Annotated in this window: 28 protein-coding genes and 1 other RNA gene; 14 read left to right on the top strand and 15 right to left on the bottom strand. The window is 39.0% G+C overall.

The window, feature by feature from the left end:
* Positions 1–12 precede the first annotated feature (12 nt).
* From xseA to ACKWCF_RS15090, 6 genes are read left to right on the top strand one after another with little or no spacing between them, the layout of a single operon-like run.
* Positions 13–1398, top strand: coding sequence for an exodeoxyribonuclease VII large subunit (gene xseA, locus ACKWCF_RS15115; protein WP_409478441.1), 1386 nt, complete (start codon positions 13–15; stop codon positions 1396–1398).
* Between the two features lie 9 nt (positions 1399–1407).
* A complete protein-coding gene (xseB, locus tag ACKWCF_RS15110) occupies positions 1408–1632 on the top strand; it encodes an exodeoxyribonuclease VII small subunit (protein WP_409478440.1) in 225 nt (74 codons plus the stop codon).
* Positions 1633–1638: 6 nt separating this feature from the next.
* Positions 1639–2496: a polyprenyl synthetase family protein gene (locus ACKWCF_RS15105; protein ID WP_409478439.1), complete on the top strand. Its 858-nt coding sequence runs from the start codon at positions 1639–1641 to the stop codon at positions 2494–2496.
* Complete coding sequence (locus ACKWCF_RS15100) at positions 2496–3233, top strand: TlyA family RNA methyltransferase (RefSeq protein WP_409478438.1); 738 nt, start codon at positions 2496–2498, stop codon at positions 3231–3233. The genes ACKWCF_RS15105 and ACKWCF_RS15100 overlap by 1 nt, the downstream gene beginning before the upstream one ends.
* Positions 3217–4167 (top strand): patatin-like phospholipase family protein, encoded by a 951-nt coding sequence (locus tag ACKWCF_RS15095; protein WP_409478437.1) that lies wholly within the window; start codon positions 3217–3219, stop codon positions 4165–4167. The genes ACKWCF_RS15100 and ACKWCF_RS15095 overlap by 17 nt, the downstream gene beginning before the upstream one ends.
* 21 nt (positions 4168–4188) lie before the next feature.
* The gene (locus ACKWCF_RS15090; RefSeq protein WP_409478436.1) at positions 4189–5529 is read left to right on the top strand and encodes an aminopeptidase P N-terminal domain-containing protein; all 1341 of its coding nucleotides are present in this window, start codon (positions 4189–4191) and stop codon (positions 5527–5529) included.
* A gap of 14 nt (positions 5530–5543) precedes the next feature.
* Here the strand turns inward: ACKWCF_RS15090 and ACKWCF_RS15085 are convergent, their stop codons facing one another.
* A complete protein-coding gene (locus ACKWCF_RS15085; protein ID WP_409478435.1) occupies positions 5544–5960 on the bottom strand; it encodes a hypothetical protein in 417 nt (138 codons plus the stop codon).
* Positions 5961–5977: 17 nt separating this feature from the next.
* Positions 5978–6727 carry an HAD family hydrolase gene (locus ACKWCF_RS15080; protein WP_409478434.1) on the bottom strand — a complete coding sequence of 250 codons (750 nt, stop codon included), beginning with the start codon at positions 6725–6727 and terminating at the stop codon, positions 5978–5980.
* A gap of 61 nt (positions 6728–6788) precedes the next feature.
* Between ACKWCF_RS15080 and ACKWCF_RS15075 the strand changes: the two genes are divergently transcribed.
* Together ACKWCF_RS15075 and ACKWCF_RS15070 are read left to right on the top strand one after the other, a co-directional pair.
* Entirely contained in the window at positions 6789–7241 is a 453-nt protein-coding gene (locus ACKWCF_RS15075) for a hypothetical protein (RefSeq protein WP_409478433.1), read from the top strand.
* A gap of 20 nt (positions 7242–7261) precedes the next feature.
* Positions 7262–8875: an FAD-dependent oxidoreductase gene (locus ACKWCF_RS15070; protein WP_409478432.1), complete on the top strand. Its 1614-nt coding sequence runs from the start codon at positions 7262–7264 to the stop codon at positions 8873–8875.
* On the opposite strand, the gene ACKWCF_RS15065 is transcribed toward ACKWCF_RS15070, so the two are convergent.
* From ACKWCF_RS15065 to ACKWCF_RS15050, 4 genes are all read right to left on the bottom strand, one after another.
* Complete coding sequence (locus ACKWCF_RS15065) at positions 8830–9366, bottom strand: hypothetical protein (RefSeq protein ID WP_409478431.1); 537 nt, start codon at positions 9364–9366, stop codon at positions 8830–8832. The genes ACKWCF_RS15070 and ACKWCF_RS15065 overlap by 46 nt on opposite strands.
* 153 nt (positions 9367–9519) lie before the next feature.
* Entirely contained in the window at positions 9520–10140 is a 621-nt protein-coding gene (locus ACKWCF_RS15060; RefSeq protein WP_409478430.1) for a superoxide dismutase, read from the bottom strand.
* 78 nt (positions 10141–10218) lie between these two features.
* Positions 10219–11541: a polyamine aminopropyltransferase gene (gene speE / locus ACKWCF_RS15055; RefSeq protein WP_409478429.1), complete on the bottom strand. Its 1323-nt coding sequence runs from the start codon at positions 11539–11541 to the stop codon at positions 10219–10221.
* Between the two features lie 81 nt (positions 11542–11622).
* Complete coding sequence (locus ACKWCF_RS15050; RefSeq protein ID WP_409478428.1) at positions 11623–12549, bottom strand: class I SAM-dependent methyltransferase; 927 nt, start codon at positions 12547–12549, stop codon at positions 11623–11625.
* Positions 12550–12708: 159 nt separating this feature from the next.
* Between ACKWCF_RS15050 and ACKWCF_RS15045 the strand changes: the two genes are divergently transcribed.
* On the top strand, positions 12709–13932 hold the full coding sequence (locus ACKWCF_RS15045; RefSeq protein ID WP_409478427.1) for a hypothetical protein: 1224 nt from the start codon (positions 12709–12711) through the stop codon (positions 13930–13932).
* Here ACKWCF_RS15045 and ACKWCF_RS15040 read toward each other — a convergent pair whose 3' ends face one another.
* Positions 13933–14796, bottom strand: coding sequence for a LysR family transcriptional regulator (locus ACKWCF_RS15040; RefSeq protein WP_409478426.1), 864 nt, complete (start codon positions 14794–14796; stop codon positions 13933–13935). It lies immediately after the preceding gene.
* A gap of 155 nt (positions 14797–14951) precedes the next feature.
* Here ACKWCF_RS15040 and ACKWCF_RS15035 point away from each other — a divergent pair, with 155 nt between their 5' ends.
* Both ACKWCF_RS15035 and ACKWCF_RS15030 read left to right on the top strand, forming a co-directional pair.
* Complete coding sequence (locus ACKWCF_RS15035; RefSeq protein WP_409478425.1) at positions 14952–15506, top strand: hypothetical protein; 555 nt, start codon at positions 14952–14954, stop codon at positions 15504–15506.
* 33 nt (positions 15507–15539) lie between these two features.
* The gene (locus ACKWCF_RS15030) at positions 15540–16709 is read left to right on the top strand and encodes a M14 family metallopeptidase (protein WP_409478424.1); all 1170 of its coding nucleotides are present in this window, start codon (positions 15540–15542) and stop codon (positions 16707–16709) included.
* Here the strand turns inward: ACKWCF_RS15030 and ACKWCF_RS15025 are convergent, their stop codons facing one another.
* The 3 genes from ACKWCF_RS15025 to ACKWCF_RS15015 are packed head-to-tail and all read right to left on the bottom strand — an operon-like array spanning position 16710 to position 20136.
* On the bottom strand, positions 16710–18842 hold the full coding sequence (locus ACKWCF_RS15025; protein WP_409478423.1) for a prolyl oligopeptidase family serine peptidase: 2133 nt from the start codon (positions 18840–18842) through the stop codon (positions 16710–16712).
* A 47-nt stretch (positions 18843–18889) separates the two neighbouring features.
* Positions 18890–19540, bottom strand: a complete 651-nt coding sequence (locus ACKWCF_RS15020) for an NAD(P)H-dependent oxidoreductase (protein ID WP_409478422.1) — start codon at positions 19538–19540, stop codon at positions 18890–18892.
* Positions 19541–19542: 2 nt separating this feature from the next.
* Positions 19543–20136 (bottom strand): fibronectin type III domain-containing protein, encoded by a 594-nt coding sequence (locus tag ACKWCF_RS15015; protein WP_409478421.1) that lies wholly within the window; start codon positions 20134–20136, stop codon positions 19543–19545.
* A gap of 113 nt (positions 20137–20249) precedes the next feature.
* On the opposite strand from ACKWCF_RS15015, the gene rnpB reads away from it, so the two are divergent.
* Both rnpB and ACKWCF_RS15005 read left to right on the top strand, forming a co-directional pair.
* Positions 20250–20665: RNase P RNA component class A (gene rnpB / locus ACKWCF_RS15010), an RNA gene on the top strand.
* 57 nt (positions 20666–20722) lie between these two features.
* Positions 20723–21529 (top strand): TIGR02147 family protein, encoded by an 807-nt coding sequence (locus tag ACKWCF_RS15005; protein ID WP_409478420.1) that lies wholly within the window; start codon positions 20723–20725, stop codon positions 21527–21529.
* On the opposite strand, the gene ACKWCF_RS15000 is transcribed toward ACKWCF_RS15005, so the two are convergent.
* The 5 genes from ACKWCF_RS15000 to ACKWCF_RS14980 all read right to left on the bottom strand — a co-directional run bounded on the left by ACKWCF_RS15000 (position 21526) and on the right by ACKWCF_RS14980 (position 25696).
* Positions 21526–22290, bottom strand: a complete 765-nt coding sequence (locus tag ACKWCF_RS15000) for a hypothetical protein (RefSeq protein WP_409478419.1) — start codon at positions 22288–22290, stop codon at positions 21526–21528. The genes ACKWCF_RS15005 and ACKWCF_RS15000 overlap by 4 nt on opposite strands.
* Complete coding sequence (locus tag ACKWCF_RS14995) at positions 22287–22637, bottom strand: hypothetical protein (RefSeq protein ID WP_409478418.1); 351 nt, start codon at positions 22635–22637, stop codon at positions 22287–22289. The genes ACKWCF_RS15000 and ACKWCF_RS14995 overlap by 4 nt, the downstream gene beginning before the upstream one ends.
* A 20-nt stretch (positions 22638–22657) precedes the next feature.
* Positions 22658–23899, bottom strand: coding sequence for a hypothetical protein (locus ACKWCF_RS14990; protein ID WP_409478417.1), 1242 nt, complete (start codon positions 23897–23899; stop codon positions 22658–22660).
* A gap of 285 nt (positions 23900–24184) precedes the next feature.
* The gene (locus ACKWCF_RS14985) at positions 24185–25207 is read right to left on the bottom strand and encodes a methyltransferase domain-containing protein (protein WP_409478416.1); all 1023 of its coding nucleotides are present in this window, start codon (positions 25205–25207) and stop codon (positions 24185–24187) included.
* A 6-nt stretch (positions 25208–25213) separates the two neighbouring features.
* Positions 25214–25696 carry a hypothetical protein gene (locus tag ACKWCF_RS14980; protein WP_409478415.1) on the bottom strand — a complete coding sequence of 161 codons (483 nt, stop codon included), beginning with the start codon at positions 25694–25696 and terminating at the stop codon, positions 25214–25216.
* 69 nt (positions 25697–25765) lie between these two features.
* On the opposite strand from ACKWCF_RS14980, the gene ACKWCF_RS14975 reads away from it, so the two are divergent.
* On the top strand, positions 25766–26308 hold the full coding sequence (locus ACKWCF_RS14975) for a hypothetical protein (protein WP_409478414.1): 543 nt from the start codon (positions 25766–25768) through the stop codon (positions 26306–26308).

The following is a 26308-nucleotide window of genomic DNA, read 5'->3' as shown; positions in this document are numbered from 1 at the left end:
TACCTTTCTTGCATGTCGCAAGAGGTAAATCCTACTACTAGTTCTTCTACAAATAGCACCGCAGGTTCTGCCGAAGGCGGACAAAGTAAAATGCCGCAAATCTTTTCTGTTGAACAGGTGAATGGCTTTTTGCGCGGCCTGATCGAAGAAAATGTCGGCACTGTTTGGATCAAAGGTGAAATTTCGAATTTCAAACCTCACTCTTCAGGGCATTTTTATTTCTCATTAAAAGATTCAAAAGCGCAAATCAGCGCGATGATGTTTCGTGGTTATAATTCTAAATTAAAATTTAAACCACATGATGGTCTTGAAGTGATCGTGCGCGGTAAAATCACCGTGTACGAACCACGCGGAACTTATTCAATTGCCTGTGAAATGATGGAGCCTGTGGGTGCCGGCGCTCTACAAAAACAATTCGAACAACTTCGCGATAAATTAAAAGCTGAAGGTTTGTTTGATCCAGCCAGAAAACAACCGATTCCAACGTATCCAAAAACCGTAGCTATCGTAACTTCTCCGACAGGGGCAGCGATTCAAGATATTTTAAATATCATGAACCGCCGTGCACGTGGTGTTCAGGTGATTGTTGTTCCTGCGGTTGTGCAAGGGGCAGCGGCTGCTCCTTCGTTAGTTGAAGGATTTAAAAAAGCTGAATTATTAAAACCAGATGTGATCATTATCGGCCGCGGTGGCGGATCGATTGAAGATATGTGGTGTTTTAACGATGAAACGTTAGCGCGTACAATCGCAGCCAGCAAAATTCCAGTGATTTCAGCTGTAGGGCATGAAATTGATTTTACAATTTGTGATTTCGTGGCTGACCTGCGTGCGCCCACGCCTTCGGCAGCGGCCGAGTTAGTTGCAAAAAGTTCGCATGAGATTATTCAAAAATTAGAACAGCTTCAAAGATTACTGCGTTTGGCGATTGGTCGTCGTTTGCAACACAAACAGCAATCATTGTTATTACAAGCTAAACGTTTAGTTGACCCGAAAAAGAAGTTACAAGATTTATTCGTGCGTAATGATGATCTATATTCACGCCTAGAATTAGCGATGACAAATTACTTATCGCATTCGCGTCGTGACGTGCAGTTGTTACGTTCGCGTTTAGTTTCGCCTAAACAAGTTATTGAAATTAAAAAAGTATCGCTACAGCAGCGCCAACAAAAGCTAAGCAATAGCCTTACAAAAAATCTTACACAGTATAAGTTCCGCGTTGAAAGTGCGATGGCGCTTTTAGATTCTTTAAGCCCGCTTAAAGTTGTCGATCGCGGCTACAGCATTGCTTTAAAAGGCAATGATGTTGTGAAGTCAGTTAAACAGGTGAAAGTGGGCGATCTACTTTCGGTTAAAGTCACTGACGGTGTGATTGAAACAGAAGTTAAAAATATTAAATAGAGGTAGAAGATGGATTTCGAGAAAAAATTAAATCGTTTAGAAGAGATCGTGCAAAAAATGGAAAAAGGAGAATTATCTTTAGATGAATCTCTGAAATTATTTGAAGAAGGTGTTAAGCTTTCTCGCGATTGCCACGGTCAATTAACAAACGCTGAAGCGCAAGTTAAGAAATTAGTTTCTGTTGATGATAAAGGTAACGCTGTTACTGAAAACTTTTCTGCTGACGAAAAATAATTAACTATGACTCCGGCGCTTTTGCAGTTACAAACCCAGTTTATTGCTGAATTTGATCAGTACGCTGCAAATTCGTTAAAACAGCTTTCATTAAAATTACCTGAAGTGAAAGTTCTGTGGGAAAGTTTAAATTATTCTTTCGAGTCGGGCGGAAAACGTTTTCGCCCGTTTTTAACGTCTCTGGTTGTGAATGCTTACAGCCAGTCGCAAAATTATCTTCCTTTCGCACTCGCTACAGAAATGATTCACACCTATTCCTTAATTCACGATGATCTGCCGTGCATGGATAACGATGATTTCAGACGTGGCAAACCCACAAATCACAAAGTGTTCGGTGAAGATATCGCGCTTTTAGCGGGTGATGCATTTTTAACTCAAAGTTTATCTTTACTGGCTCATGAATACGCTGAAAATCCAAAGCTAGCTGTTGACTTAATTAAGTTACTCTCTACAAAAGCTGGCGCTCTTGGCATGATCGGTGGTCAAGTGCTCGATATGAAAAGCACAGCTGATATTACATTGTCGCAGTTAGAGCTCATGCACAGATTAAAAACCGGAGCTTTAATTGAAGCTTCAGTGATGGGTGGAGCTTTTATCTGTGAAGCAACGGCTGAAGAGGCCGATGCTTTTGCTAACTATGCCCAAGCCACAGGATTAGCATTTCAAATTAAAGATGATATTTTAGATGCGGGCGAAAAAGACCAAGATTTCAAAAGTTTTATCAACCTTTTAGGAATGGATAAAACAAAAGCTGAATTGCAAAAACAAGTCGATATTTCGTTACAAGCGTTAAGTACGCTTGAGCATTTAAACACTCAACCATTAAAAGACTTAGTCATTTATAATCAGACCAGAAACAAATAATGCGTTTAGATCTATTTCTTGTTCAGCATAAAAATATTGAATCCCGCACAAAAGCGCAGGATTTAATCGCCCAAGGATTAGTTCTTTTTAAAAATAAAGTTTTAACCAAACCAAGCTTTGATGTGACTGAAGAAATGTCTTCTGACATCACGATTCTTGAAAATAATTTAAACCAATATGTTTCGCGTGCTGGTTTTAAGCTAGCGGGTGCCCTAGATCACGTTAAACAAAATGTCGAAGGCTTAAAAATTTTAGATGTCGGCCAATCAACCGGCGGTTTTACCGATGCGCTTTTACAGCGCGGCGTGAAGCAAGTGATTGGGCTTGATGTGGGAACCGCCCAGTTACATGAAAAAATTAAAGCTGATGCGCGTGTAACCTATTATGAAAACTTAAATGTAAAAGACATTGCAACGCACGCTTTAGCTAAAGAAACTTTCGATGGTATTGTGTGTGATGTTTCATTTATTTCCCTGACGAAGGTCGTTGCCTTTTTGGAACCACTTCTTAAGACAAAAGGCTTCTTTTTACTTCTCGTAAAGCCTCAGTTCGAATGTGGCCCACAAGCGCTTGATAAAAATGGTATTGTCAGTGATCCTGAAGTCTATAAAACCATCCAATCTGATATCACTGCATTGTGCGAAAAAGTCTTTCATGCGAAATCTGTTTTCTTTGAAAGTTCAATTACCGGAAAAGATGGCAACAAGGAGTTTTTCATCTATGGAAAGAAAGAATAATTTTTATCTTTTATTAGTTCCGTTTTTATTTTTTGCCGGCTGTCAGTCGTTCATGCGCAGATCACAACCTCAAAAACCATTTACTCCGCAAGTTGTCGTTTCTGGAACGACAACAACTCAGCAAACACCGACGACGACAACGACACCAACGGCAAGCCCAACAACGCCTGCGATTGTGACTCCGCAAATCGTGACACCGCAATTTCAAACAGGAGCTGTTAAGGGTTTACCGAAATTCGGGATTATCTTTTCTGCCGGTGGTGCCAAAACTTGGGCCCATGTCGGTGTATTAAAAGAAATGCAAAAATTTAAATTTCCAGTGATCAGCGTAGCAGGTATCGAATGGGGTTCTGTGGTCGCGGCTACTTTTGCGCAGAACGCTTCAGTGAATGAAGTAGAATGGGAATTATCTAAATTTAAAGATATCGATGACTGGCAAGAATTTATCCAAGCGGCTTTTGCTCGTAAAAGCACGTTGGATTTTAAAATGCCTTTTGTGTGTCCATCAGTAAATTTAAAAACAAAAACAAGCTATATGCTTAACCGCGGGCAAGTGGATCAATTTATTCCGTTCTGTATTCCGTCGGCGGGGATTGTTAAACCTTACGGTAACAGTGTCGCTAACTTAACAGACTTAAATTTAACGGTTCAGCATCTTAAAGCCACAGGTGTTAATAAAATCATTTTAATTAACGTTATTGCCGGTAAAAATGACTCAGCGATTATAAAATCAATGGATTCAGCTGAAAATCAGATCTGGGGTCAATTTGCAGCCTCTTTAACAAAGAAAACGCCTGGTATTGATGAGGTGATTGAGATTGATCTGGGCGATTATGATATCGATGATTTTGATAAACGACGCGATATTATGGTCAAAGGCTCTGAATTAGGATACAGTCAGATTAAGAAAATCGCCGATAAATACAGGCTTTAAAAAGTAAGTTCGAAGGAATATATGGCTATTAGCAAAGCGACTCGTAAGTCGACAGAAAACGCAGAAATTTTCAAACGCCGCCGTCAAAAAGTGATGGCCGGTCTTAAAGAGGCCGCGTTATTAGTGGCGGCTCATCCTGAACACGTCAGAAATGACGATGTTCATTATCCGTACCGCCAAGATTCAAATATGTATTACTTAACTGGTTTTGAAGAACCAGAATCTTTTTTATTACTTCGCCCAGGTAAAACGCCTGAAACGGTGATGTTCGTACGTCAAAAAAACGTTGAGCGCGAAACTTGGGATGGCTTTCGTTTTGGACCAGAAGGTACTAAAAAAGAATTTTTAATCGATGAAGTTTATCCGATTGAACAGTTTGAAGCTAAAGCGGTAGAACTTTTAAAAGGCTACGAAGATCTTTATTACCGTTTATATAAAAATCCAGAAGCTGATCACCGCGTACAAACTGTTTTATTAAATTTAAAACGTGCTCACGGTCGTTCTGGCTACGGCTTATTAACAATTAAAGATGCTGACACTTTTTTAGGTGAATTCCGTTTACGTAAAAATGAAGATGATTTACGTAATCAACGTATGGCTTGTGAAATTTCAGCAAAAGCTCATATCGAAGCGATGAAGTTTACTCGCCCAGGTGTGACTGAGCGCCAAGTGCAAGCTGTGTTATCACACGCCTTCTACGCGAATGGTTCAGGCCGTGAAGGTTATAACTTTATCGTAGCCAGCGGTAATAATGCGACAACTTTACATTACAACTTCAATGACCAGGTTTGTGAAAATGGTGAATTACTGTTAATCGATGCTGGCGCTGAAATGAATTTCTACTCTGGCGATATCACAAGAACATTTCCTGTGAATGGTCGTTTTACACCGATTCAGAAAAAAGTTTATGAAGGTGTATTAAAAATCCAAAAAGAAATTATCGATTACATTAAACCTGGTATTTACTTTAAAGATTTACACGCAATGGGCGAAAGCCGCCTAACAGATCTAATGATTGAATTATCATTAGTGCGTGGCCGCAAAGAAGATATCATGAAAGCGAACGAACATCGTAAGTACTATCCACACGGTATCGGCCACTGGTTAGGTATGGATGTTCATGATGCTGGTCTTTACATGATCAAAGGTGAACCTCGTCCGATCGAAGCGGGCATGATGTTCACAATTGAACCAGGTTTATACATCCCAGCCAATGATATGACAGCGCCAGAAGAATTACGCGGTATCGGTATCCGTATCGAAGATAATATTCTTGTGACTGAAAGAGGCTCTGAAAACTTAACAGCATTAGTGCCTAAAGAAGTTGATGAGATCGAAAAATTAATGGCTTCTACTAGATAATAAAAAAGCGAGATTTACTCTCGCTTTGGTTCTTCTAAATTAATACTGTCTTCTTTAATAAGGGCTTGAGTTTTCAAGTCCTTAAATTTTATCTGAAGTATTAAAGGTGAACTTTCATCGGTATCTTCACTGAAGAGCTGCACCTGCATATAAAAATTTGAATTTTCATCTAGCGGAATTTTTAAAGCTTTAATGTCTTCGATATCTTTTTGATAACGTTTGGTGAACGTTTCAATTTCTACGCGTGAAGGTTTTTTAAATTTTAAAATGTGCTTTTTAACCTGTAGGGCTCGCGTGTAAACTTCTTTATGCATTTTATCAGCGGCCATTTCTTTTTTAAAACGTGTGTAAACCATTAACGCAATAGCCACACTGATAAAAACAATACAAAGATTTTTAATAAGATTAAGCACGCTGATTCCTTTCTTCATGCCTTTGGCGTGGTTTTTTAAATGAAACGGTGATGCATCCAGTTTTTTTCTTTAGCTGCTGTGGCTAGCTCTTGCTCAGTTTTAAATAAACGGTCATCACGAGAAGCAGCACTGACCGCTAAACGTAAATGAGTCGCATTATCTAATAGCTCGTAATCACCCATCGTATTGCCGCTGGCAAAAAATGGATGCGTCTTTTTTGTGTGAGCCAGTAGGGCTTCAACTTTTCCAGTGCGGTAAGTGATCGGTAATACCGGAGTTTCAGAGATAATTCCGTTATTAACAACTGTTTCAACACCAATTACATTTTCAGCACCTAAACCAAGTGCCATTGCACCTGGTTCAACAGCCCATTTAATCGAAGCTGTAACGATGTAGATTTGTACGCCGTGATTTTTAAGTAAATCGATTAAACGCTGCTGTTCAGAAAAGATCGGATTGGGTCTGATTGTTTCAAACGCCTCTTGCGCCCATTTACGAACTTGCTCTACAGATTTACCTTGGTTGATTTGGGCCAACCACACATAGGCTGAACGCGGATCATTATTGATCTTTTTCATTTCAAGATAGTGCTCAAACGGATTTTCCGGAAGCGGCACTTGTTTTTGATCAATTTGATAATGAAAGAAGTTTTCGCCTAAATCGGTATCCCAAAGAGTACCGTCAGCATCAAAAGCTGCAATAAGTGGCTTTTGCGCATTTTTTAACTCAGCAATTGTTTTTTCGATCTGGGTCCAAAATTCGGAAGGATATGGTTTGTAATTCACACAATGATGTTACATCTGGTTAGGACTTGGCTCTACTAAAAAATTAAGTTCAAATAGACAAATGTCTATAAAGTACCGCATTGCCCAAATTGAAGATGTTCCAGCTGTGTACCAGTTTGCAGAAGACAAACTGCGTGTTGAATTTCCTGACGAGATGGAACTGATGATGCAGGTATGGAATTCGCGTTTTCGTAAAGAGGCTTTAGAGCATTACCTAAAAATGGGGTGGAGCTTTATCGCTTACGATGTAAACAATAAAATTCAGGGATTTTTCTTAGGACAGCCGTTTTTATTTTTTCAAAGTCATACACAAACGCTTTGGATTGAGATGATTACAGCCAGCGATTTTAAAATTGAAGCCGAACTTGCTGAAATTGCCATTAAACTTTCGCGCGATAAACATTTACAAAAAGTGGTTTTACCAAAATCGGTAGAAACATTACATTTTGAAAATGCCGCGTTTAAGTTTCAAAAATGGTCTGATGAATGTGTTTGGGTAAAAACTACGAAGTAGAGAATCATTAGCAGGGAAGCATGAAAGATTTTTCTTATAAAACTAGAGCCGCAAATCTTCAAAGACTAGAATCAGAAAATTTTGATTTATTAATTTTAGGTGGCGGTATTACCGGAGCCGGTGTTGCCCGAGACGCAGCCGCACGCGGTTTAAAAGTGGGATTAATTGAAGGTAATGATTACGCTTTCGGTACATCGTCCCGTTCAAGTAAACTTATTCACGGGGGAATTCGTTATTTAGAAAATAAAGAATTTCACTTAGTGTTTGAAGCTTTAAATGAAAGAACTAAGTTATTTCATATCGCTCCACATCTAGTGCATCCTTTACGTTTTATGATTCCGTTATTTTCAGATAGCCGTGTAAGTATGTTTAAAATGGGCTTAGGCATGTGGTTATACGATGCTTTATCATTATTTCAAACGCCTGAAATGCATGAGCGTTTAAATTCAAATGAAACTTTAGATCGTATGCCGATAGTCAAAGGCGATGCGCTTCAGGGTTCATTTATTTATTCAGATGCGTATATGGATGATGATCGGTTAGTGCATGAAACACTTCGTTCTGCCAACGAGCATGGCGCTGTGTGTGTGAACTACGTAACGGCCGATAAATCTGAATTTTCTGAAGACGGAAAAATCAAATCCATCATCGCGACGGATTTAATCGGAAATAAAAAAATCAAAATTTCGGCTAAACATGTGATTTGTTCGGTAGGCCCGTGGACAGATATCGTTGGTCACAAAGTCGTGAGTGATTGGAAAGATATCTTACGTCCGACAAAAGGTATTCATTTAACATTAGCTAAAGACCGTTTACCGTTAACTTCGGCTGTTGTTATGGCAGCCCAAGAATCAAGTCGTATCGTGTTTGCAATTCCGCGCCATGAAATGGTGATCATCGGTACAACTGACACTGATTTTAAAGGTAACCCAACAGATGCTGCAGTTACTCCAGAAGATGTTGAGTATTTATTAAATATTACGAATCAATATTTTCCAGGCGCTAAACTACAAGCTTCAGATATCGTTTCAAGTTATGTAGGTGTAAGGCCACTCGTTAAAGACGAAGCATCCAGTGAAGGTAAAACCAGCCGCGAACACACAATCATGTCAGATGAACGTGGTTTTACTTTTGTAGCCGGAGGAAAATACACCACCTACAGATTAATGGCCGAACAAATCGTTGATCGCGCTTTAAAATCATTTCCGTTTGAAGTGCGTGCTTCGCTTAAGCGTTGCCAGACCAATGAATCATTAAATGAATACACAACACCTGATGCGTATCATGAGGCTATGCAAACAGCACAAGGCACTTTACAAAAACAGTTAGCCGAACGTTATGGTAAAGAAAATTTAGTGATTTTAGAAAAGTATGGTTACACCGATAAAATCTGGTGTTTAGAAGCATATCAAGCGATTCACACCACCATGTGTATGAACTTGATCGATTTTTACACACGCCGTGTTCCGTTATTCTTAGCGGATAAAGAACACGGGCTGCAGTTTTTAGATGATGTGGCCGAAGTGTTCAGAGTAGAATTAAATCTTTCAGGCACAGCCATTGATAAGCAAAAACAAGATCTTAAAGACTACGTTTCAACTGTGTTGAAATGGAAAAGTTTTTTTTCAAAGTAGTTATTTAGCCAATTTAAAATTTTAATTGGATTTTGTGTCACGCAAAGGGGATCAATTACAGGTGTAAGAATTTCTCCTTTGCCGAGCAATCCATGGAGTGAGCTGAAGCGGTAATCCTCACACTTTTGAATCATTTTCGCTTCTACGGGATTGCGATAAATATATTTGTAGCAGTTTAAAAACTGGGCCATATTCTCAATGGGTTCTACCAGAGATTCTTCGCCAGTTGGAATTTTTAGCTCCTTTAATAGGGCGTCAGTAAAATAGTTTTCATTGTGCTTAAAGGATTTAAACAACAGATGCACATGCGATGACATCATTACAAAGGCCTGTAGTTCAACTTTGTGATGATCGGCAAGTTTTCTAAGGTGATAATTTAAAAGTAGCCAGTCTAATTCGGGAAACAGAGGGTGAGTCGAGAAAGAAAAGTTTAAATGAAAGTACTCAGTCACATCTTTTTTAAATTTTATTCGTTTATGAAGCGCTGTCATACCAGAGGGGTATGCAAATAAGTCGCAGCACTGGAAAGAAAGAAAAATAAGATGGGCACAAGGCTGCTCCGAATTTCGGAAATAAAAAAGGGAGCCTTAAGCTCCCTTTTTCTAATAACAATTTTAAACGTAGTGAAAAAGGCCTGGCACCTTTTAAACCATTGTTTTAGTTAAATCGCGAACTTTTTTAGACGCGAAGTTTTCGTTTACGAAATTCCAGTTGATGTGATTCCAGAATGTCTCAAGATATTTTTGACGTAAGTTTCTGTAATCTACGTAGTAAGCGTGTTCCCAAACGTCAGCTGTTAAGATTGGCGTTGGGCCGTTGTTTGTAAACGGTACTGCTGCATTTGAAGTAGAAACTAAAGATAATTTTCCTGAAGCATCTACACATAACCAGATCCAGCCAGAGCCGAAAGTTTTAACGCCGCCATCAACGAACTTAGCTTTTAACTCGTCCATTGAACCGAAATCTTTTGTGATTTGAGCTGCTAATTCAGCCGAAGGCGCGCCGCCAGTTCCTGCTGGAGACATACCAAACCAGAAAAACGTGTGATTCCAGATTTGAGCTGCATTGTTAAAGATGCCGCCTGAAGATGATAAAACGATTTCTTCCAAAGATTTACCTTTTAAAGAAGCATCTGTTTCGATGAACTTGTTTAAGTTCACGATGTACGCATTGTGGTGCTTATCGTAGTGATAAGTCATTTGCTCTTCGTTGAATAATGGAGCTAAGCCTGTTTTTGCGTACGGTAATTGAGGTAATTTAAACATTTTTTGTTGTCCTTTCACGCGCAACTTCGCGTATTAAAAATAAGCGGGAGATAAGTTCTCCCACCTTAAAGACAGTGTCTATTGACAGAATCTAGAGTCCACTGGGACTCCGTTAAGCATATTACGTACAAATGTTGGCAGAGTAAACGCCGCACTATGTAGATCTTCGTTATAGTAGTTAAGCTGTTGTGAATTCACAAACTGAGCGGCCTGAGCTGCTTTAAAATCTTTTACAGGGTGATATTGACCCTTAATAGCCATTTGAAGTGACCACATGCCAGACGGGTAAGTCGGTTGGTGGAATAACATCGTGTGCACTTGATTTTGTCCGAAAACAGATTTTAAGCAGTTATTTAACTCAACAAAAGTTTTTGAGTGGAACATTGGTGATTCACCTTGTGTCACTAAAATACCGTTTGGTTTTAACGCTTTCATGCAGTTCGCATAAAATTCTTTAGTGAATAAACCTTCTGCTGGACCTGCTGGATCAGAACCATCCACCACGATTAAATCGTAAGATTCTGGTTTTGCTTCAGCGGCGTACTTAATGCCATCGCCGATGATTAAGTCTAATTTCGGATTAGAAAATTCACGCGCGATTTGTGGTAAGTGAAGTTTAGAAGCGCGAATAACGGCTTCATCAATTTCAACCATCGTGATTTTTTCAACAGTGTTGTATTTGAATAATTCGCGGATAGTACCGCCATCACCGCCACCGATAACTAAAATATTTTTAACCGGGCCAGCTACAGATTGGAAAGCCTGAGCTGCAGGGTGAGAGATCATTTCGTGATAGTGGTATTCATCACGCTCAGTGCACATAACCATATCGTCGATCGCTAACATTTTACCGTAAGCGCAAGAATCTAAAATACGAACGCGTTGGAATTCAGAACGCTCGTCGAATAAAATTTCGCCCGTGTAACGTAAAGATAAAGCTTGGTTTTCATCTTTGTCAGTGAACCAAACGTTACGACTGATTTTGTAACCTTTAGATGGGTCATAGTTTTCGGCATCATTTGGCTTAACTTGTAATGAATCGCCTTTTTTGATTACTTGCGTAGAACCGCGGTTCATTTCTAAAGCTGAGTAATTTGCGCCAAATGCATTTCTTAAAAATTCGAAAGATACCCAAGGATCAACCGAACCACCGCAAGTAAATAAATCGACTGCTGCGTAGTTGTATTCAGGCCAAGTGTGAATTGCTAAGTGAGATTCTTGAATCACCACAACACCAGAAACTCCGTACGGAGAAAAGTGGTGGAATGTTGAGTTAATTACAGTAGCACCTGCAGTTTGTGCCGCTTTAACCATCGCAGCTTCAATTGCGCCAACGTCATTTAAAATGTCGCCTTTGCAGTTTGTGAACTCAACTAAAATATGACTTCCTAATGCCTTCATACCTTTGGGATTCCTTCTTCTAAAACGGGTTTATTTTTAGAGGAGAAACTAAGGCCTAGGGGGGGTTAGGGCAAGCCTTTTTTAGGATTTCTTTCTGATCTCGAATGAATGGTGAATTTTTTGGTCGAAGCAGTCTTGAGGAATCGTTTTTTCAGTCGTATTTTTGATATTAAAAGCCGCTTCCAGAGCTGGATCTAGCTTAAATTTGCGCTTGTTCGTCGAGAAATATAAAACGCCCTCAGGTTTTAAAAATTTCATAGACTGCTCGATAATAAATTTTTGGTCTTTTTCGACCTCAAAATCTTCTTTCATATCCTTCGAATTTGAGAATGTCGGAGGATCTAAAAATACCATGTCAAAAGAATGCCCATAATCTGGCCATTCGCAGGCGGTGTTTAAAAATTCCATCGCATTTTGCTCGATAAAACGATGTTGATTAGGGTCGATATTGTTTAATTCAAAGTTGTCTTTGCCCCAGTTCAGGTAATTTTTGGACATATCAACACTGACGGTTTGTGCTCCGGCTTTTGCGGCCATTAAAGACACAGTGCAAGTGTAAGAAAATAGATTTAATAATTTTTTTCCCTTAGCATTTTTTAAGAAAAAATAGCGCATCGGGCGGTGATCGATAAATAATCCGGTATCTAAATAATCCCAAAGATTTACTAAAACAGAAACACCATTTTCTAAAACTGGAAAACGACGGTTCGTGGCTTCTAGTTTATTGTATTGGTTTGCGCCTTTTTGTTTTTCGCGCTTTTTAAAAATTACTTTTTCAGAAGGGTACTGCAAAACTTCTTCGACAGCTTTTGTGACTTCGAGATCTTTGTTTTTGCCTTGATCGATCAATTCAGTCTTATCGTAAATCACGCAGTAATCTTTGTAGATATCGATTAAAAACGGAAATTCTGGAATATCTTTATCGTAAAGACGGTAAGCTTCGATTTTGTTTTTTTCAGCCCACGGCTTTAGTTTTTTAAGGTTCTTTTCCAGACGATTTCTAATCATGAAATCTTTGTAAGGTAATTCTCCGTAAAAGTGAATAAAACACTCCAAAATTGTCACCCTGGGTAAGTTTTACTGTCTTAAAAACTACCAGGTCTCTTATAGCGCCGGTTGTGATAGTAAGACCTGTCGTTTAAGAGTAATTTTTCGTGGGGGAAATGAATGAGAAAGCTTTCTAAAGCCGTATTTACGATGATGGTTATTTTCGGAGCCGCTTATATGTTAGCAGCTTCTGGTTGTGCTGGTTCAAGCGGTAACGATGGAAAAAACGTATCAGCTCCAGTTAATCCGAATGGTAATAACGATGGCAACGGTCAAGATGATATCGTTTTAGAGCCATTAAAACCAAATCAAGTGCGTGAATGTACTGATAATGAGTTTGCCCAATTAGTTTCTTGGAGAAACGCGGTTGATAAAGCCAACGGTGAAATCGATACAGCTAAAGGCAAACAATCACAAGGTGCCGTTCAAGCCAGCTTAACAGCTATTAAAGCTTGCGACAGTCGTTTATCTTATCACAAAGTTGAGCCATGTAAGAAAACGAAAAAAACAATCGCTGGAACGGATGTTAGAGTTTACGACGCGTTTTTAATTAAACGTGATTGTTCAAAAGTAGAAGGTTATTTAACTAAACACAATCTGCGCCCTGAACCAGGAGTTACGCCGGCTCCGGTTAATCCAACGCCAAATCCACAACCACTACCGGTAGATCCAGTTGACCCGCCAGTGATTGATAATGGTAATCAAGGTTCAATGTCTGCTTGTTCACAAGATGAATTTTCAAGATTATCTGAGTGGGCTTCGGCACAAGATCGCGCTAATAAATCAATCGCTAAACTTGGTTCGCAAGACAGCTGGAAATACGACGAGCAAGCCATCACAAATTCATCTTCAGCTGTTAAACAATGTGAATCGTTAATGAAATATCATGGTTCTCGTCCATGTGAAAAGAACATCAAACAAGACGATGGTTCTACAATTAAACGCCAATACACTCGTGAAACATTAGGTGATCGTTGTAATACATCTCGTAAATACTTTTACGAGTACGTACAAAATAAAACGACTTTAATTTTCCCGAACGTTGATCTATTTGTGGATTTAAGCCGTTTTGCTCAACAACGTTTTGAAGCGCAATCATTTGCTTCATTAGGTAATTGTGTAGTTGAAAACAGAACTGACAGCGTTATTGATTATTCTGGCCGTAAAGCTTTAGTGACTGAAACGCGTGGTTTCGAGCAAAAGATGCTAGTGTTAATCACAGCTGAAGGTTTAAAAATCGATTGTTACGGTTTAGATATCGACGGCGCGTTCAGCAAAACTGAAATCGTTCGTGTTTTAAAAGCCGAAGGCACTGATATTCGTTTAGAGTATCGTTTAAAATAACTAGCTGATAGATTTAACTATTGCTTTAAAATACTCCGGCATTTCTGGTCGGTAGTACCAAGCTAAAGCAATTTTATAATCGAAATACTGATCAGGGGAGATATCGACAATCTCCCCTTTTTTTATGGCGTCTTTGGCAAAATCTTCGGCCAGTACGGAATAACCAACGCCCATTTCAATCATTGATAACAAGGCATCTGTGTTGTTGGCGTAATGGCGGTTAGGCTGCGCTTTGTTTTTTAAGCGGTATTTTTCTAAATACTGATAAGTCATGCGATCTGAAGGATCGAAATCAATAATGGCTTCGTTTTCTACTATATCTAGGAGCTTACGTTTTTTCCACGCTTTGGGAACGTAGAGTTTAAAACGTTCAGCGCGCAGAATGCGTGAGTCCATTTCTTTAGTGACTTCATGATGTTCAAGAATAGCTAAATCACATTGGCCAGTTTTAAGCTTTTCTTGATTTTCAATACCGTCTGACAAATCAAATCTGAATCTGACTTTAGGGTATTTTGATTTTTGGGAAAGTAAGTTGGGAATGACCCGAGATCGCAAAATGCTTGATGGTCCCGAGATGCCGATTTCAATGATGTGTTCAAAAGATGCCTTTTGAATCTTTGAAAGGGTCATTCCCTCATTTTCTAAACTAAGTTTAACGTACTGAAGAAGAGATTCTCCCTCTGTCGTTAACTTCATGCCCTTCCTTGATCTTATAAACAGCGTTGTTTCAAGCTGCTTTTCTAAAGACCTAATTCGTTGGGTTACTCCCGTCTGAGTAATCCCTAAAATGTGCGAGGCTTCTTGAACCGTGCCCTTTTGAACAACTGCCCAAAAAGCCTCTAGGGTGGGGCTGAGTAAACTCATTTAAAATCATAATAAACTCAAAATTATGAATTATACAAATACTTTGTTTTTTTCTAGAGTGCGCAGCAACAGAGTTATCAACACTTGTCGTGTGGAAAACTTTTGTAAGTCGTGCTGAAAGCGCACAACGAAACTAAAAAATGAAAGGACAAATTATGAAAAACAGTATTTTAAAATTAATGATTTTTGGATTTTTATCGATCGGCTTAAAAACCGCTGCTGGAGCGCAAAGTGCGCCTGTGGATAAACCTGTGAAATACGGCGAAAAGTATTCATGTACAGTAAAAACTGCGGATGAAAAAAATTATTTACTAGATATAGCGTGGTCTTCTGAACCAAGCAAAATTTCTACAACGCCAAAATGGGTTGAGAAGTTAACGTATGTTCTGACTGAAAACTCTCAGATCATCGACCAGAATAATTTTTCTGATGCGAGCGTAGGTAATAGCAAGGCTGATTTAGCATTTGGTTCTAATAAATATGTTTTTGCAGGAGATTCGAGCTATGATTCAAGAGTAGGAGCAAACTCGCATTCGGTAAACATTGAAATCAAAAAATCATATGACAATAGCGCTAAGACAGTCCTGAATATCGTGAGCTTTAAGGCTAGCCATATCTTCGATCGTTACTATGGAGGCGTAACAGAGAAAACTGTAGAGCTTGCCATCGTTAACTCAGAATGTTCAGTCAGCCCCGCAGACAAAGACTAGACAAAGCTTTAGGGTTATTGCTCTAATAGGCGTATGAAAAAAATAATTTTAATACTTCCGTTATTTTTTGGCTTACGCCTATTAGCCGCAGATTTTAATGACTACTTCAAAAATACTTTTGATGAAGCCGACCAAGCTTTTGATCAGTCTTTTGAAACAGTTAAAAAGTTACAGCCTTTAGCTCAAAAGCACGAATTTACGTTCGAGCAAGGCACGATTAAGTCAATTTATTGGCCGGCTAAGAAAAAAACTGACAAGTTGTTAATTCTTTTTTCGGGAACTCACGGTATCGAAGCTTTTGTGGGGTCATCGGTTCAGCGTTGGTTAGTTGATCAGGCTTATGTGCAAAACCGCGAAGATGTAAATATCTTAATGGTTCACGGGTTTAACGTTTACGGTTTTAAAAATAAACGTCGTGTGAATGAAAATAATATCGATTTAAACCGTAACTTTGTAACAGACCGTTCAACCTGGCAAAGTGATGATAGCGGTTACAAAAAACTAAACGACTATTTAAATCCAACTGACGATGCCACTTACGGTTTTTGGGCTAACGCCAAATTTATGTGGAATGCAGTGTCTAAAATGGTACGTCACGGTTTAGAAAACTTAAGAAATGCAATTCTTCGTGGACAGTACACTTATCCACAAGGGTTATATTACGGTGGTAATATGATCGCTAGACAGTGGGATCTTTTAAATGAACTGATTGATAAGTATGTCGCTGGCCACGCCAAAGTTTTTGTGATTGATCTTCACACTGGTTACGGTAAGCGCGGTAAGTTACATCTTTTAGCTAACGGTAAAAAAGAGGGTAACCCGCTAACTGAAGTTTTCACTGAACAAAATGAAATTGATTACGGGTCAGATGAAAAGTTCTATTCGATCCAAGGTGAAATGCTAACGTTTTTCATTCACGAAATTAATTACAAATTAAAAGATAAAGCGCCAAAATCAGTGGGAATCACTTTCGAATACGGAACTTTAGACAGTCAAAAGACAACGGGTTCGATTGAATCACTTCGCCGTATGGTGTTTGAAAATCAAAATTTCTGGCATCCGGCCAAAGATGCGCAAGATGCAGAAAAAATTAAAAATGATTTTCAAGAGATGTTCTTTCCGTCTGACCGTGAATGGCGTAAAACTATTTTAGATCAGACTGAAGAAAAAACGAAAAAAATTCTTAATTGGTTATCGAAGTAATTATTTTTTTGGCGTACTTAATTTCTGAAATAAGTATGTATATTCCATACCCAGCATAGTCGCATACTCTTTTAAGTTTGCGGCTCTGCCGTGGCCCCCATCGATATTTTCATAATACATCACCGGGTATCCCATTTGTTTAAGACGTGTCACCATTTGGCGGGCATGGGCTGGATGAACGCGGTCATCTTTAGTGCTCGTAATAAAGAAAGCTTCTGGGTATTTTACATTCGGTTTAATATTATGAAGTGGAGAATACTTCATTAACACTTCACGATCGGCAGGAATATCAGGGTTACCGTATTCGGCTTGCCAGCTGGCTCCCGCTAATAATTTATTAAAACGAATCATGTTTGCCAGAGGCACTTCGCTGACAACAGCGCCGTAGAGATCAGGTCTTTGTGTTAACATCACGCTTGTCAGTAAACCACCATTTGATCCACCCATGATTCCTAGATGTTGTGGCGAAGTAATTTTTCTTCTAATTAAATCTTCGCTAACAGCGGCAAAATCATCGAAGGCTTTTTGGCGGTTGGCTCCAAGAGCTGCTTTGTGCCATGAAGGGCCATACTCTCCACCACCACGAATATTCGCTAACACATAAACATTTCCGCGTGATAACCAGATTTTTCCTGGCACACCTAAATAGTAAGGTGTCATGGCCGCTTCAAAGCCGCCGTAGCCGTATTGGAGCACGGGGTTTTTGCCGTCATATTTTAAATTTTTAGAATGAACAATAAAGTAGGGAATCAACGTTCCATCTTTACTTTTTACTTTAAACTGCTGCGAAGTAAAATTTTTCGCATTAAAACGTTCAGGTGAGGCTTGAATAAATTTAAGATTTAATTTCGCATTCTGGGCTGAATCTGTGTAATACACCTGCGTTGGTGTTAAAAAATCTGTGTAACTGAAATAAGTTTTATTCGAATACGGATCAATTGCAAAAATAGACCAGTTACCAGTGTTGTGGCCACTTAAACCATGACTGAATTTGCCAACCACCCAGCGATTATCAACACGATCAACCGGAATCATTGTGCGTTTAACGTCACGTAAAGCCATGATCCATAATTGGTCTTTATTCTTTGTGGTACTTTGTAGAACTTCAGTTTCGCTAGGTAAGAAAACAATTTCTGGATCTTTTATGTTCTGTATCGAAAATAGAGGAAAAGATAACAACGTGCCCGGAGGTACTGTTTTGCCATTTACTTTGTAATCAGATTTTACCGTAAATAAAACTTGGTCTTTGAAGATCGTTCTCACTTCAGCATCGTTAGGAATAGGAATTTTAACTAATTTTTGCGTGGCTAAATCAGCTAAATAGTAAACTTCGTATTCATAGAACGAAATCGATTTAGAAATGATAAAATGCATTTTGTCTTGATCGGCCACCATCCAGCTGTCGATGCTGACATAGTCTTTGGGTACATCGGCAATAAAAGTGGCTTCTTCTAATTTTTGTCCGCGTTTAATAAATTTTAAAGTTTGAGGGTAGCCTGAGTTAGTTAGCTTTTTAGAATCAGTCGCGTCTGTCCAAAGCAAAGTGTTTTCGTCATACCATTCGAACTGACTTTTCGATTCTGGAAAATGAAAGCCATTTTTAACAAATTCTTTTTTTCCTAAGTCATATTCACGGGCCGTGATCGCGTCTTTTCCGCCGTTAGATAAAAAGACCAAGCACATACGATCATTTTTTTTGTAGCAGATAAGACTTTTCCAAACCCAGTTTTGATTTTCTGCTTTAGCGATTTGATCTAAGTCAAAAACAACTTCCCAGTTATTCTTATGGGCGTTGAAATCAGCGATTGAAATTCTTTTTAACTGACCGCGCACGTGCACTTGGTCTTGCCAAAATTGGTATAATTGTTTGTCGTGAAAATAAATCGACGGAAGCTTATCTTTGGCCGTAACGACATCGAGAATTTCTTTCTCAATCACAGGAAATAACGGATCAGTTTTAAGGCGCGCCACTGAAAGCACATTTTCAACTTCGGCAAAACGGCGAACTTGCGGTGATTCAATTTCTTCAAGATAACTTAAGTCTTTTGATAGCGGATCTGACGGTGTATTTGATTTAAGTGAGCATGAGTTGATTGTAAGAGCACAAAAAAATAAAGCTATGATGTTTTTCATAGCTTTATTTTAAGGAATTAAATTTTTAAAACAATGTCTTATTTGGTTTATCTGTAATCGAAAACATCAGACGCCGGAAAGCGTACTTTTTTCGAATGTTGGTATTTATCATCAGCTGCTCTGTAACCACAAGCTACGGCGGCGATAGTTTTCCAACCAGTGCCTTCAAGATTTAAAACTTTATCGTAACCAGCTTGATCAATACCTTCCATCGGAAGAGTGTCGATTTCCATCATCGCGGCTGTCGTTAAGATTGAACCCATAGCGATGTATGTTTGGCGTTGCGCCCACCATTTGATCGTTTCAAATCTTGGACCTTTTAAAAGATCTCCCACCATCATGTCTCTAAATTTTCCTAGAGCTGATGGATCAACACCGCGAGATTTAGCTGTTTCGGCTACAAACTTATCAATGTGAGCTTCGTCTAACTGTTCTTTGTAAGTTAAAACCACAAAGTGAGAAGCTTGAGTCACAGGTGTTTGGCCGTAAGAGGCAGCCTGAAGTTTTTGTCTTAATTCAGGATTTTGGACAACGATAAATTTCCAAGGCTGTAAACCGTAAGATGAAGCCGATAAACGTAACGACTCAGTTAGGATATTCCAGTCTTGTTCACGGATAACTTTAGTTGGGTCAAACTTTTTACAAGCGTAACGCCAGTTCAGTTGTTTATGAATAATTTCGTTATCTACTGCCGACATGATTACTTCACTTCGAATTCAGAAAATGCGAAAGCCGATTTAGTGAAATATGATTCTTGATCGCCATTAACCGCAGCTACACGCCAGAAATATTTAACACCGGCTTCTAGGCCTTTAACTTCGAATGAAGTACCAGTTACGAATTTGTCTTCAGCAACATACATTGAACGGTTATTAAAACCAGCATCTTTTGAAACTTGCACGTGGTAAGTTTTAGCACCTTCAGATGCAGCCCACTCAAGTTTTACAGCTTCGCCAGAAACTTTAGCTAAAAATTTTGGTGATTCTAATTTTACTTTCGCTGGAACAGCTCTTTTAGTGGCATCAGTTTGTTTTTCAGGAAAAATAGCCGCTACTTGTTCTTGGCGTTTGTGGCTCCAGTCGTAGTTAGCGCCGTAACCAGCTTTTTTACCATGACCTGCTTCAGCGTGGGCTCCATGGGCTGCGCCAGCTGCGTGACCTTCAGCCGCGCAATCTTTACCTGCTTCTTCTTTTGAGCAAGAAGCTGCATCAGCTTTGTGAGCGTCTTCAGCTACTGATTTTAAATTGAAACCTAAAACTAATAAAAATGCCGCTAAGGCTACTAAAATTTTCATTTGGACTCCTAAATAAACTAGAAAGATTTAATTTAATGCCAATGGGGCTTCGGAGCAAGAATTCCCTAAATATTTCTTGTATTTACGAGGTGCTCAGTGCTACAAATCTCAGCAAGGTTTTGCAGATGATCGCGTGCGGTGTAAATCGTACGAGGAAAGTCCGAGCTTCGCAGAGCAGCGCCTGGGGTAACGCCCCTCCATCGTAAGGTGAGGAACAGTGGAACAGAGAGAATGTCCAGGGCATTGAGCCTGATTTCGGGAACGGGAGAAATCGGGGGAGCCGCTGGAGTGAAAACAGCCAAACTCGTGCGCGAAGCAAGATCAAATAGGGAATCCCACTAGCAATAGTGGTTCTTGGTGGAGATTTCGGTTTCCATACAGAGAATAAGCTCTGCTCGAGTGAAGATTCCGGGTACGATCGCTTGAGCCCCTCAGTAATGTTGGGCCTAGAGGAATGATTATCGAACTGTGTGGACAATGTGGGAGAAAACACAGGGAACAGAACTCGGCTTATCGCAAAACCGACCCATCTTTTTTAGTAAACACATAAGTTGACAATTTGGTTAACATCCAATGAGCTGGTAATATGATTTCAATTTACCAGTTTGATTCTTACAAAAAATTCTTTAACAAATGGGTCGAACAGCAGGCTAATAAAGGTCACGGTGAATACCGCAGACTAGCCATGGCTTTAAATGTTTCAACCACATTGATCAGTCAGATCTTTAACGCTGAAAAAGAATTAAGTATGGAACTGGCCTGCGAGATGGTTGATTACCTTCATCTAAACGAAGACGAAGGCGACTATTTTCTGCTTCTGGTCGAAGTAGGTAAATCAGGTTCTATTAAGCTGCGTAACCGTTTACTTCGCCAAATTAAAGAGCGCCAGGATAAAGCCCGTAAATTAGAAAATCGTTTAAAAAAAGACCACACGCTGGATGAGCAGGCTAAGCAGATTTATTTTTCAAGCTGGCTTTATCCAGCCCTAAGAATTCTTTCTGATATTCCTGAAATTAATACGGCAGAACAAATTTCTGAAAGACTGCAAGTTCCCAAAAATCACGTGTTAAAGGCTTTGGATTTTTTAATTAAACATCAAATCATCATGCAAAAGGGCAACAAGCTTAGCTTGGGGCCAGCGCATATTTATTTGCCGCCCAGTGACCCTTTAGCCAGTCGTAATATGATGAACTGGCGCCAGTTAGGTTTTAATAAAATGCAAATGCAGCACGACGATCAGTTTTTCTATTCGGGCACTTATGCGCTTTCAGAAGCTGTGGCTGAAGAGATTCGCAAACGTTTACCTCACTTTGTAGAAGAAATTTTAAAAGAGGTAAAACCATCGCCTTCAGAAACGACGCGATGTTTGAACATAGATTTTTTTCAGATTTAATCTTTTTTGTAATCGCGAAATTGATTGTCTTCGATTAAAGATTTTAATTCAGTATAGTTAATTACAGGTGCAGTGATTTTTCTGACTAACTTTCTGATAAAGTCATAATCATCTGAATTCAGCGAGAATTTTTCATTCTGTGTTCCCGGAATAATCGGGTACGTTACGCGACATTTCTTTTTTAAGTCTTCGTATTTTTTAAAATCATTTTCAGAAATAATCACCCGCGCAGCCGTTGCCATACACAGGTCTTGTGTTTTTTTGTACTTCAATAAACGAATACCCATAACAACTTCGTGCACCAGTAAAATAGCCTGATCACGTTCTTGCATTTTGTTAAACAGGTTTGAATCCAGCATGACTTTATTTAGATCCTGTAGAGCCATTTGATCTGTACGCGCGTAGACACCTAAAATGTTTTTTGAAATTTGATCTAGATTAGTCGGCACGAAATACCAATCGCGTTCAATACTGATATGATAAAAGTCAGCTGCTAATTCTGGATAGTTCAGGCTTAAATCCTGAATCAAAGGTTGTACATAGTTTGTAAAAGCCGTCGCTTCACGCACATTTAAAATATAATCGTCTAGAGGTTTTCCCTGAATACCGTTGCCGCCGCCAGTGCTGTCTGTGCCGCCTTGTTGCAATTCAGTGCGATGGCTTTCGGCCACCGGTGGGCTTTGAATAATCGTCACTTGTTTTTTACAAGCTAGCGTCAACATCATCACTGATCCCATAGAGAGGAGTTTAATTAATTTCATTCAAACTCCTCTTTTTTTAGTGTGTTCAAGTTAATAAAAATTTCACCGTGCGATTTCTTTTTTAAGACAACCGTATTTTTTTCTAAATCAACGTAACCAAATTCACCTGTAAGTTCCTGTGTTTTACCATTTTCTATAAATGAAGCTTTATAGTTTTGGAATGTATGCAAAAATGAAAACTGGCCTGATGTAGCTTGGTCGGAATGAAGTTCAAAACAAACTTTAGTTACACAAGTTTTAAGATTAAATCCGTTGATTGTTGAAAACGCAGAAGCATGCACAACGCCCGGGAAGATCATTCCCAGGCAAGTCAGTTTTAAAATGTTGGTTATAAGTTTTAACTTCATAATCAACCGCACGCTTTAAATTATTTTTGACAGTTTGTTTTTAACACGAATACGTCAGCGTTATTTTCAACAAAGATTCCACCGGCTGTGTTGTCTTTGATGGCTGTTGCTCTGCCACATTCATTCCAACCTAATGGAGCTACCTGGCGTAAATCAGTCATAGGATTTTTAGACCAAGCAAAGATATCAACTTTAGTTTTTAATTTATTTTCTCGGTTGTTTGCCGTTGGTAATGCAAGTTCGATCGCACCACCTAAAGCCGCATTTAATTGGTTTACTAAATCTTGAGCTTCAGTTGGATGACTAATGCAGATGCCTTGATCGTAAAGGTAACCTTGACGTTTTTTGCAAAGAGTTTCTTGGTATTTTAAAGCCCAAGATGTTGCTGCAGACAAATCCGATCCTAGTTCACGCATTAATTTTAATGAATTGTCGTTACGTAATTTTCCGAACTCTGGCAGCGCTAATAACATGTCAGTTTTTTGTTGGTTCGTCATTGAAGGGTCACTGTCTTTTAATTTTTCAAGGCCATTGATCGAATACGCTGTATAGAACATACCGTAAAGAACTTCTCCGGCAGCTGTTTGGCGTAGAGCAATTAAATCAGCTGAGTTCATTTTTTTTATTGAAATTTGTGTGGCGTCGCATTCATAAGTAAATGTACCGTCTGCGCCTTCATAAATTCCGCATGAATTCATAAGTTCTGATTTGATCGCGCCCTCAAAAACGTAAGGGTTTAAATTAATATTCATTTCAGTTTGTTCGTTGTCTTTTAAAAACTTTCTGAACTCATTTGAAGCTGCAAAATATTTCACTAGTACATCTTGAACATCAGATGGTTTTGTAATCGCAGAGCCACCTTTTTCTGTTAAGAAATCTTTTAATGGAGAATTTGGTAACTGTTCTTGAAGGTAGGCATCGACTTCTTTTTTACCTTGTTCGTCTAAGCCAGGGTAAACGCGGGTTAAAATACCGCGAAAGGCTTCAAATCTTTTTAAGAACAGGTAATAGAATTCAGCTTTTTTATTTGTCGGATCTTTTTCATAAGCTGTTGCCGCCATTTTATAAGCTAGCATAAAAGTGTAAGGGCTGATTAATTGTTCTGCCGCTTGAGTTAATTCGTCTGAGCTCGACATATCAGTGGCAGCGACTTTTACTTTCATAGGTTCTTTAACAACAGTTTCTTTTTGGTTACATGACATTAGGGCAAACGTCGAAACCATTCCTAAAGTAAAAATAGATTTTTTAATCTGTGCTTTCATAAAAAACTCCTCAAAATTCAGTGTTAAGTTGATGGGCCTAAAATATAGAAACTCAACACCTTGCAATAGATCTATTTGGTAAATAGTTAACGTAAAAATTAACCTTTTGGTTAACATACTTTTTAGACCTATAAGGGCTCTATTTTTACTTTAAAACCAATAGGCTCGCGCCTGTAATGATTTGGACAGGTAGAAAATACAAATTTTAAAGATAAGTTACACTAAGAACGAACAGAGCTTAGCTTAGGTGTGCTCCGCATATTTAGAGCATTTAGCAGAGCGTAATTATACTTTCTTTTTACCTAAAACAAAGAGTTCACGGCCTTCACGACGAGGCAGTGATTTTTTCCAACGACCCCAGAATAAGAACTGAAAGCTGTCTTTAAGTAATTCGCGGATTTCCCATTCGCTACTGCCGTAAGGCGGGCCAGCGCGTTTTAACATTGCAAAAAATACGGCGATTAATTGGCCTTCTTCGTGAAGAAGTCTGCGCCATAGTTTAACCATTTCTTTTCGTCGTTTAGGGTCAATTGCACAAAAGCACGTGTGTTCAATGATCACATCAAACGTGCCATTCCAATCGTGTGGCAGGGCGAAAATGTCTTGTTGAAGAAAGGTGATATTTTCCATGTGGCCATATAATTTTTTAGCCTGCGCAATCGCGCCAGCCGAAAAATCAACAGCGGTTACAACGTGTCCGGCTTCAGCAAATAAAGCGGCATCGTGACCAGAACCACAACCTAAAACAAGAATGCGGCACTTAGGTAACTTTAAACGCGGAAGCATATCTTTAAATGCAGGCGCAGGCTCGCCTAAATCCCAACCAGGGTTACCTTCGTTGTAAATATTAGTCCAAAACTGTGAGTCTTCTAAATTTGGATTTTCAAAATAATAATCAGGGGTTTCAACTCTGATACCACTTAATGTGAAGCTTTCATCATCAAACTCATCACAGGCATCAAAAAGTTGTTCTTGTGCTTTTTCAGTTAAACGAAAAGGAGCGTGCGTTGTCGTTAGACCACAGATGCGGTCAAACGGATCAAGGCTGAATTTTTTAAGATCACATTCAAACGTAAGCTGCTGTTGAGTTTCGACAAAAACCTTATCACCTTGAACGACTAGTTTGTGGCCCAGTAGCGGGTGATCAAAAGCTTCAACGATGTATTTGGTTTTTTCAAACGACGTTTCAAGAGTGAAACTATTGTTTAAACGAAGATTGCGAAGCAGAGTCTGTGCGATTTCGCCATCGGGAACTGCTTTTTCGTTTTCAGACAATTCGCCGTGTTCGTTAATCGTCAAATAATTCATTTCTAACTAGTGGCTTTCTGCTGGGGCAGAAGCTGCCGGAGTAGTTTCAGTTGCAGAAACCGCCGGAGTTTCTTCAGTTGATGTTGTTGTGCCATCAGAAGAAATTGTTGTGCCTTCTTTAAATTCTAAAGCTTGTGAGCCAGCATTAACAGATTGTAAAACCCATTTTTGAACATTGGGATCTTCTGATAAAGCTTTTGTTAAAACTGCTTCGCCAGAGATTGTTTGAGTTGTCGCATCTGCTTCATCGTACTGATAAGAAAAATGAGCTTTAACTTTGTTGTCTTCTAATTTTTCTGTGTACATTTTGTTTAAACGGAAATTGGCCATAGTAGGCACGTTGGCCTTAACGCTCTCCTCAATAAGGATCGTTAATTTGCTTTGAATCCCAGCATGAATGTCTGTGCCCATTTGCGACGGTGAGTTAAAAAGGCACCAAGTCCAAATAAAAGCTGAAACGAATAAAACAAAGCTGAAAATTTTGATCATAGTTCAAGTTCCTATCACATGTTGTGTATACAAGTAAACTTCACCATGTTAGTGTCGGGCAATCAAGCTATGAAAAAGAAATTAGTCGGAAATTTACAGGCGAATTATGTCGATAAAATCAGAGACTTCAAAGTCTGGAGCGACCTTCATACGCCAGCATTGCTTAAGCCTGCTTTAAGCTATGCGTTAGACTGGCTTTCGCCTGAACTTTTAGGCACTGGCTTTGTGATTACCGAAGCTGGTGATGAAAGCATCAAGGCTAAAGTGCCTTTTCATAAAACAAATTGCGATTTTCATCATCAAATTCACGCAGGCCTGGTGGTTAACGCTGGTCTTGAAGTGATCAGCACTTACATTGCTAAACATTGGGCAAAAAATCTGTGGGAAATCAAAAGCTACCAGATTGAGCTGAATAAAAATTTGAAATGGGATAAAGACCTTAATTTGCAATTTTCTTGCAGTGAACAAGACATGGATAAGTTAATTCTGTCTTTGCAAAAAAATGATCAGGTTTCTTTTGAAGGAACTGTTTTTATCTCGATGAAAAATTCAAACCAATCTGATTCTTTAAAATTAAAATTAAATATTATTAAACTTAAGCTTTTAGCTTAA

Origin of the sequence: Pseudobdellovibrio sp. HCB154 (assembly GCF_046267985.1) — a bacterium.
Taxonomy (GTDB): Bacteria; Bdellovibrionota; Bdellovibrionia; order Bdellovibrionales; family Bdellovibrionaceae; genus Pseudobdellovibrio.
The sequence above is the reverse complement of the archived record's forward strand: the minus strand, read 5'-3'. Positions and strand labels throughout refer to the sequence as shown.

What these genes read in the sequence shown, in the direction of transcription:
- xseA (WP_409478441.1), top strand. Translation starts at nt 13, where the DNA reads ATGTCGCAAGAGGTAAATCCTACTACTAGTTCTTCTACAAATAGCACC.
- xseB (WP_409478440.1), top strand. Translation starts at nt 1,408, where the DNA reads ATGGATTTCGAGAAAAAATTAAATCGTTTAGAAGAGATCGTGCAAAAA.
- ACKWCF_RS15105 (WP_409478439.1), top strand. Translation starts at nt 1,639, where the DNA reads ATGACTCCGGCGCTTTTGCAGTTACAAACCCAGTTTATTGCTGAATTT.
- ACKWCF_RS15100 (WP_409478438.1), top strand. Translation starts at nt 2,496, where the DNA reads ATGCGTTTAGATCTATTTCTTGTTCAGCATAAAAATATTGAATCCCGC.
- ACKWCF_RS15095 (WP_409478437.1), top strand. Translation starts at nt 3,217, where the DNA reads ATGGAAAGAAAGAATAATTTTTATCTTTTATTAGTTCCGTTTTTATTT.
- ACKWCF_RS15090 (WP_409478436.1), top strand. Translation starts at nt 4,189, where the DNA reads ATGGCTATTAGCAAAGCGACTCGTAAGTCGACAGAAAACGCAGAAATT.
- ACKWCF_RS15085 (WP_409478435.1), bottom strand. Translation starts at nt 5,960, where the DNA reads ATGAAGAAAGGAATCAGCGTGCTTAATCTTATTAAAAATCTTTGTATT.
- ACKWCF_RS15075 (WP_409478433.1), top strand. Translation starts at nt 6,789, where the DNA reads ATGTCTATAAAGTACCGCATTGCCCAAATTGAAGATGTTCCAGCTGTG.
- ACKWCF_RS15070 (WP_409478432.1), top strand. Translation starts at nt 7,262, where the DNA reads ATGAAAGATTTTTCTTATAAAACTAGAGCCGCAAATCTTCAAAGACTA.
- ACKWCF_RS15065 (WP_409478431.1), bottom strand. Translation starts at nt 9,366, where the DNA reads ATGACAGCGCTTCATAAACGAATAAAATTTAAAAAAGATGTGACTGAG.
- ACKWCF_RS15060 (WP_409478430.1), bottom strand. Translation starts at nt 10,140, where the DNA reads ATGTTTAAATTACCTCAATTACCGTACGCAAAAACAGGCTTAGCTCCA.
- speE (WP_409478429.1), bottom strand. Translation starts at nt 11,541, where the DNA reads ATGAAGGCATTAGGAAGTCATATTTTAGTTGAGTTCACAAACTGCAAA.
- ACKWCF_RS15050 (WP_409478428.1), bottom strand. Translation starts at nt 12,549, where the DNA reads ATGATTAGAAATCGTCTGGAAAAGAACCTTAAAAAACTAAAGCCGTGG.
- ACKWCF_RS15045 (WP_409478427.1), top strand. Translation starts at nt 12,709, where the DNA reads ATGAGAAAGCTTTCTAAAGCCGTATTTACGATGATGGTTATTTTCGGA.
- ACKWCF_RS15040 (WP_409478426.1), bottom strand. Translation starts at nt 14,796, where the DNA reads ATGAGTTTACTCAGCCCCACCCTAGAGGCTTTTTGGGCAGTTGTTCAA.
- ACKWCF_RS15035 (WP_409478425.1), top strand. Translation starts at nt 14,952, where the DNA reads ATGAAAAACAGTATTTTAAAATTAATGATTTTTGGATTTTTATCGATC.
- ACKWCF_RS15030 (WP_409478424.1), top strand. Translation starts at nt 15,540, where the DNA reads ATGAAAAAAATAATTTTAATACTTCCGTTATTTTTTGGCTTACGCCTA.
- ACKWCF_RS15025 (WP_409478423.1), bottom strand. Translation starts at nt 18,842, where the DNA reads ATGAAAAACATCATAGCTTTATTTTTTTGTGCTCTTACAATCAACTCA.
- ACKWCF_RS15020 (WP_409478422.1), bottom strand. Translation starts at nt 19,540, where the DNA reads ATGTCGGCAGTAGATAACGAAATTATTCATAAACAACTGAACTGGCGT.
- ACKWCF_RS15015 (WP_409478421.1), bottom strand. Translation starts at nt 20,136, where the DNA reads ATGAAAATTTTAGTAGCCTTAGCGGCATTTTTATTAGTTTTAGGTTTC.
- ACKWCF_RS15005 (WP_409478420.1), top strand. Translation starts at nt 20,723, where the DNA reads ATGATTTCAATTTACCAGTTTGATTCTTACAAAAAATTCTTTAACAAA.
- ACKWCF_RS15000 (WP_409478419.1), bottom strand. Translation starts at nt 22,290, where the DNA reads ATGAAATTAATTAAACTCCTCTCTATGGGATCAGTGATGATGTTGACG.
- ACKWCF_RS14995 (WP_409478418.1), bottom strand. Translation starts at nt 22,637, where the DNA reads ATGAAGTTAAAACTTATAACCAACATTTTAAAACTGACTTGCCTGGGA.
- ACKWCF_RS14990 (WP_409478417.1), bottom strand. Translation starts at nt 23,899, where the DNA reads ATGAAAGCACAGATTAAAAAATCTATTTTTACTTTAGGAATGGTTTCG.
- ACKWCF_RS14985 (WP_409478416.1), bottom strand. Translation starts at nt 25,207, where the DNA reads ATGAATTATTTGACGATTAACGAACACGGCGAATTGTCTGAAAACGAA.
- ACKWCF_RS14980 (WP_409478415.1), bottom strand. Translation starts at nt 25,696, where the DNA reads ATGATCAAAATTTTCAGCTTTGTTTTATTCGTTTCAGCTTTTATTTGG.
- ACKWCF_RS14975 (WP_409478414.1), top strand. Translation starts at nt 25,766, where the DNA reads ATGAAAAAGAAATTAGTCGGAAATTTACAGGCGAATTATGTCGATAAA.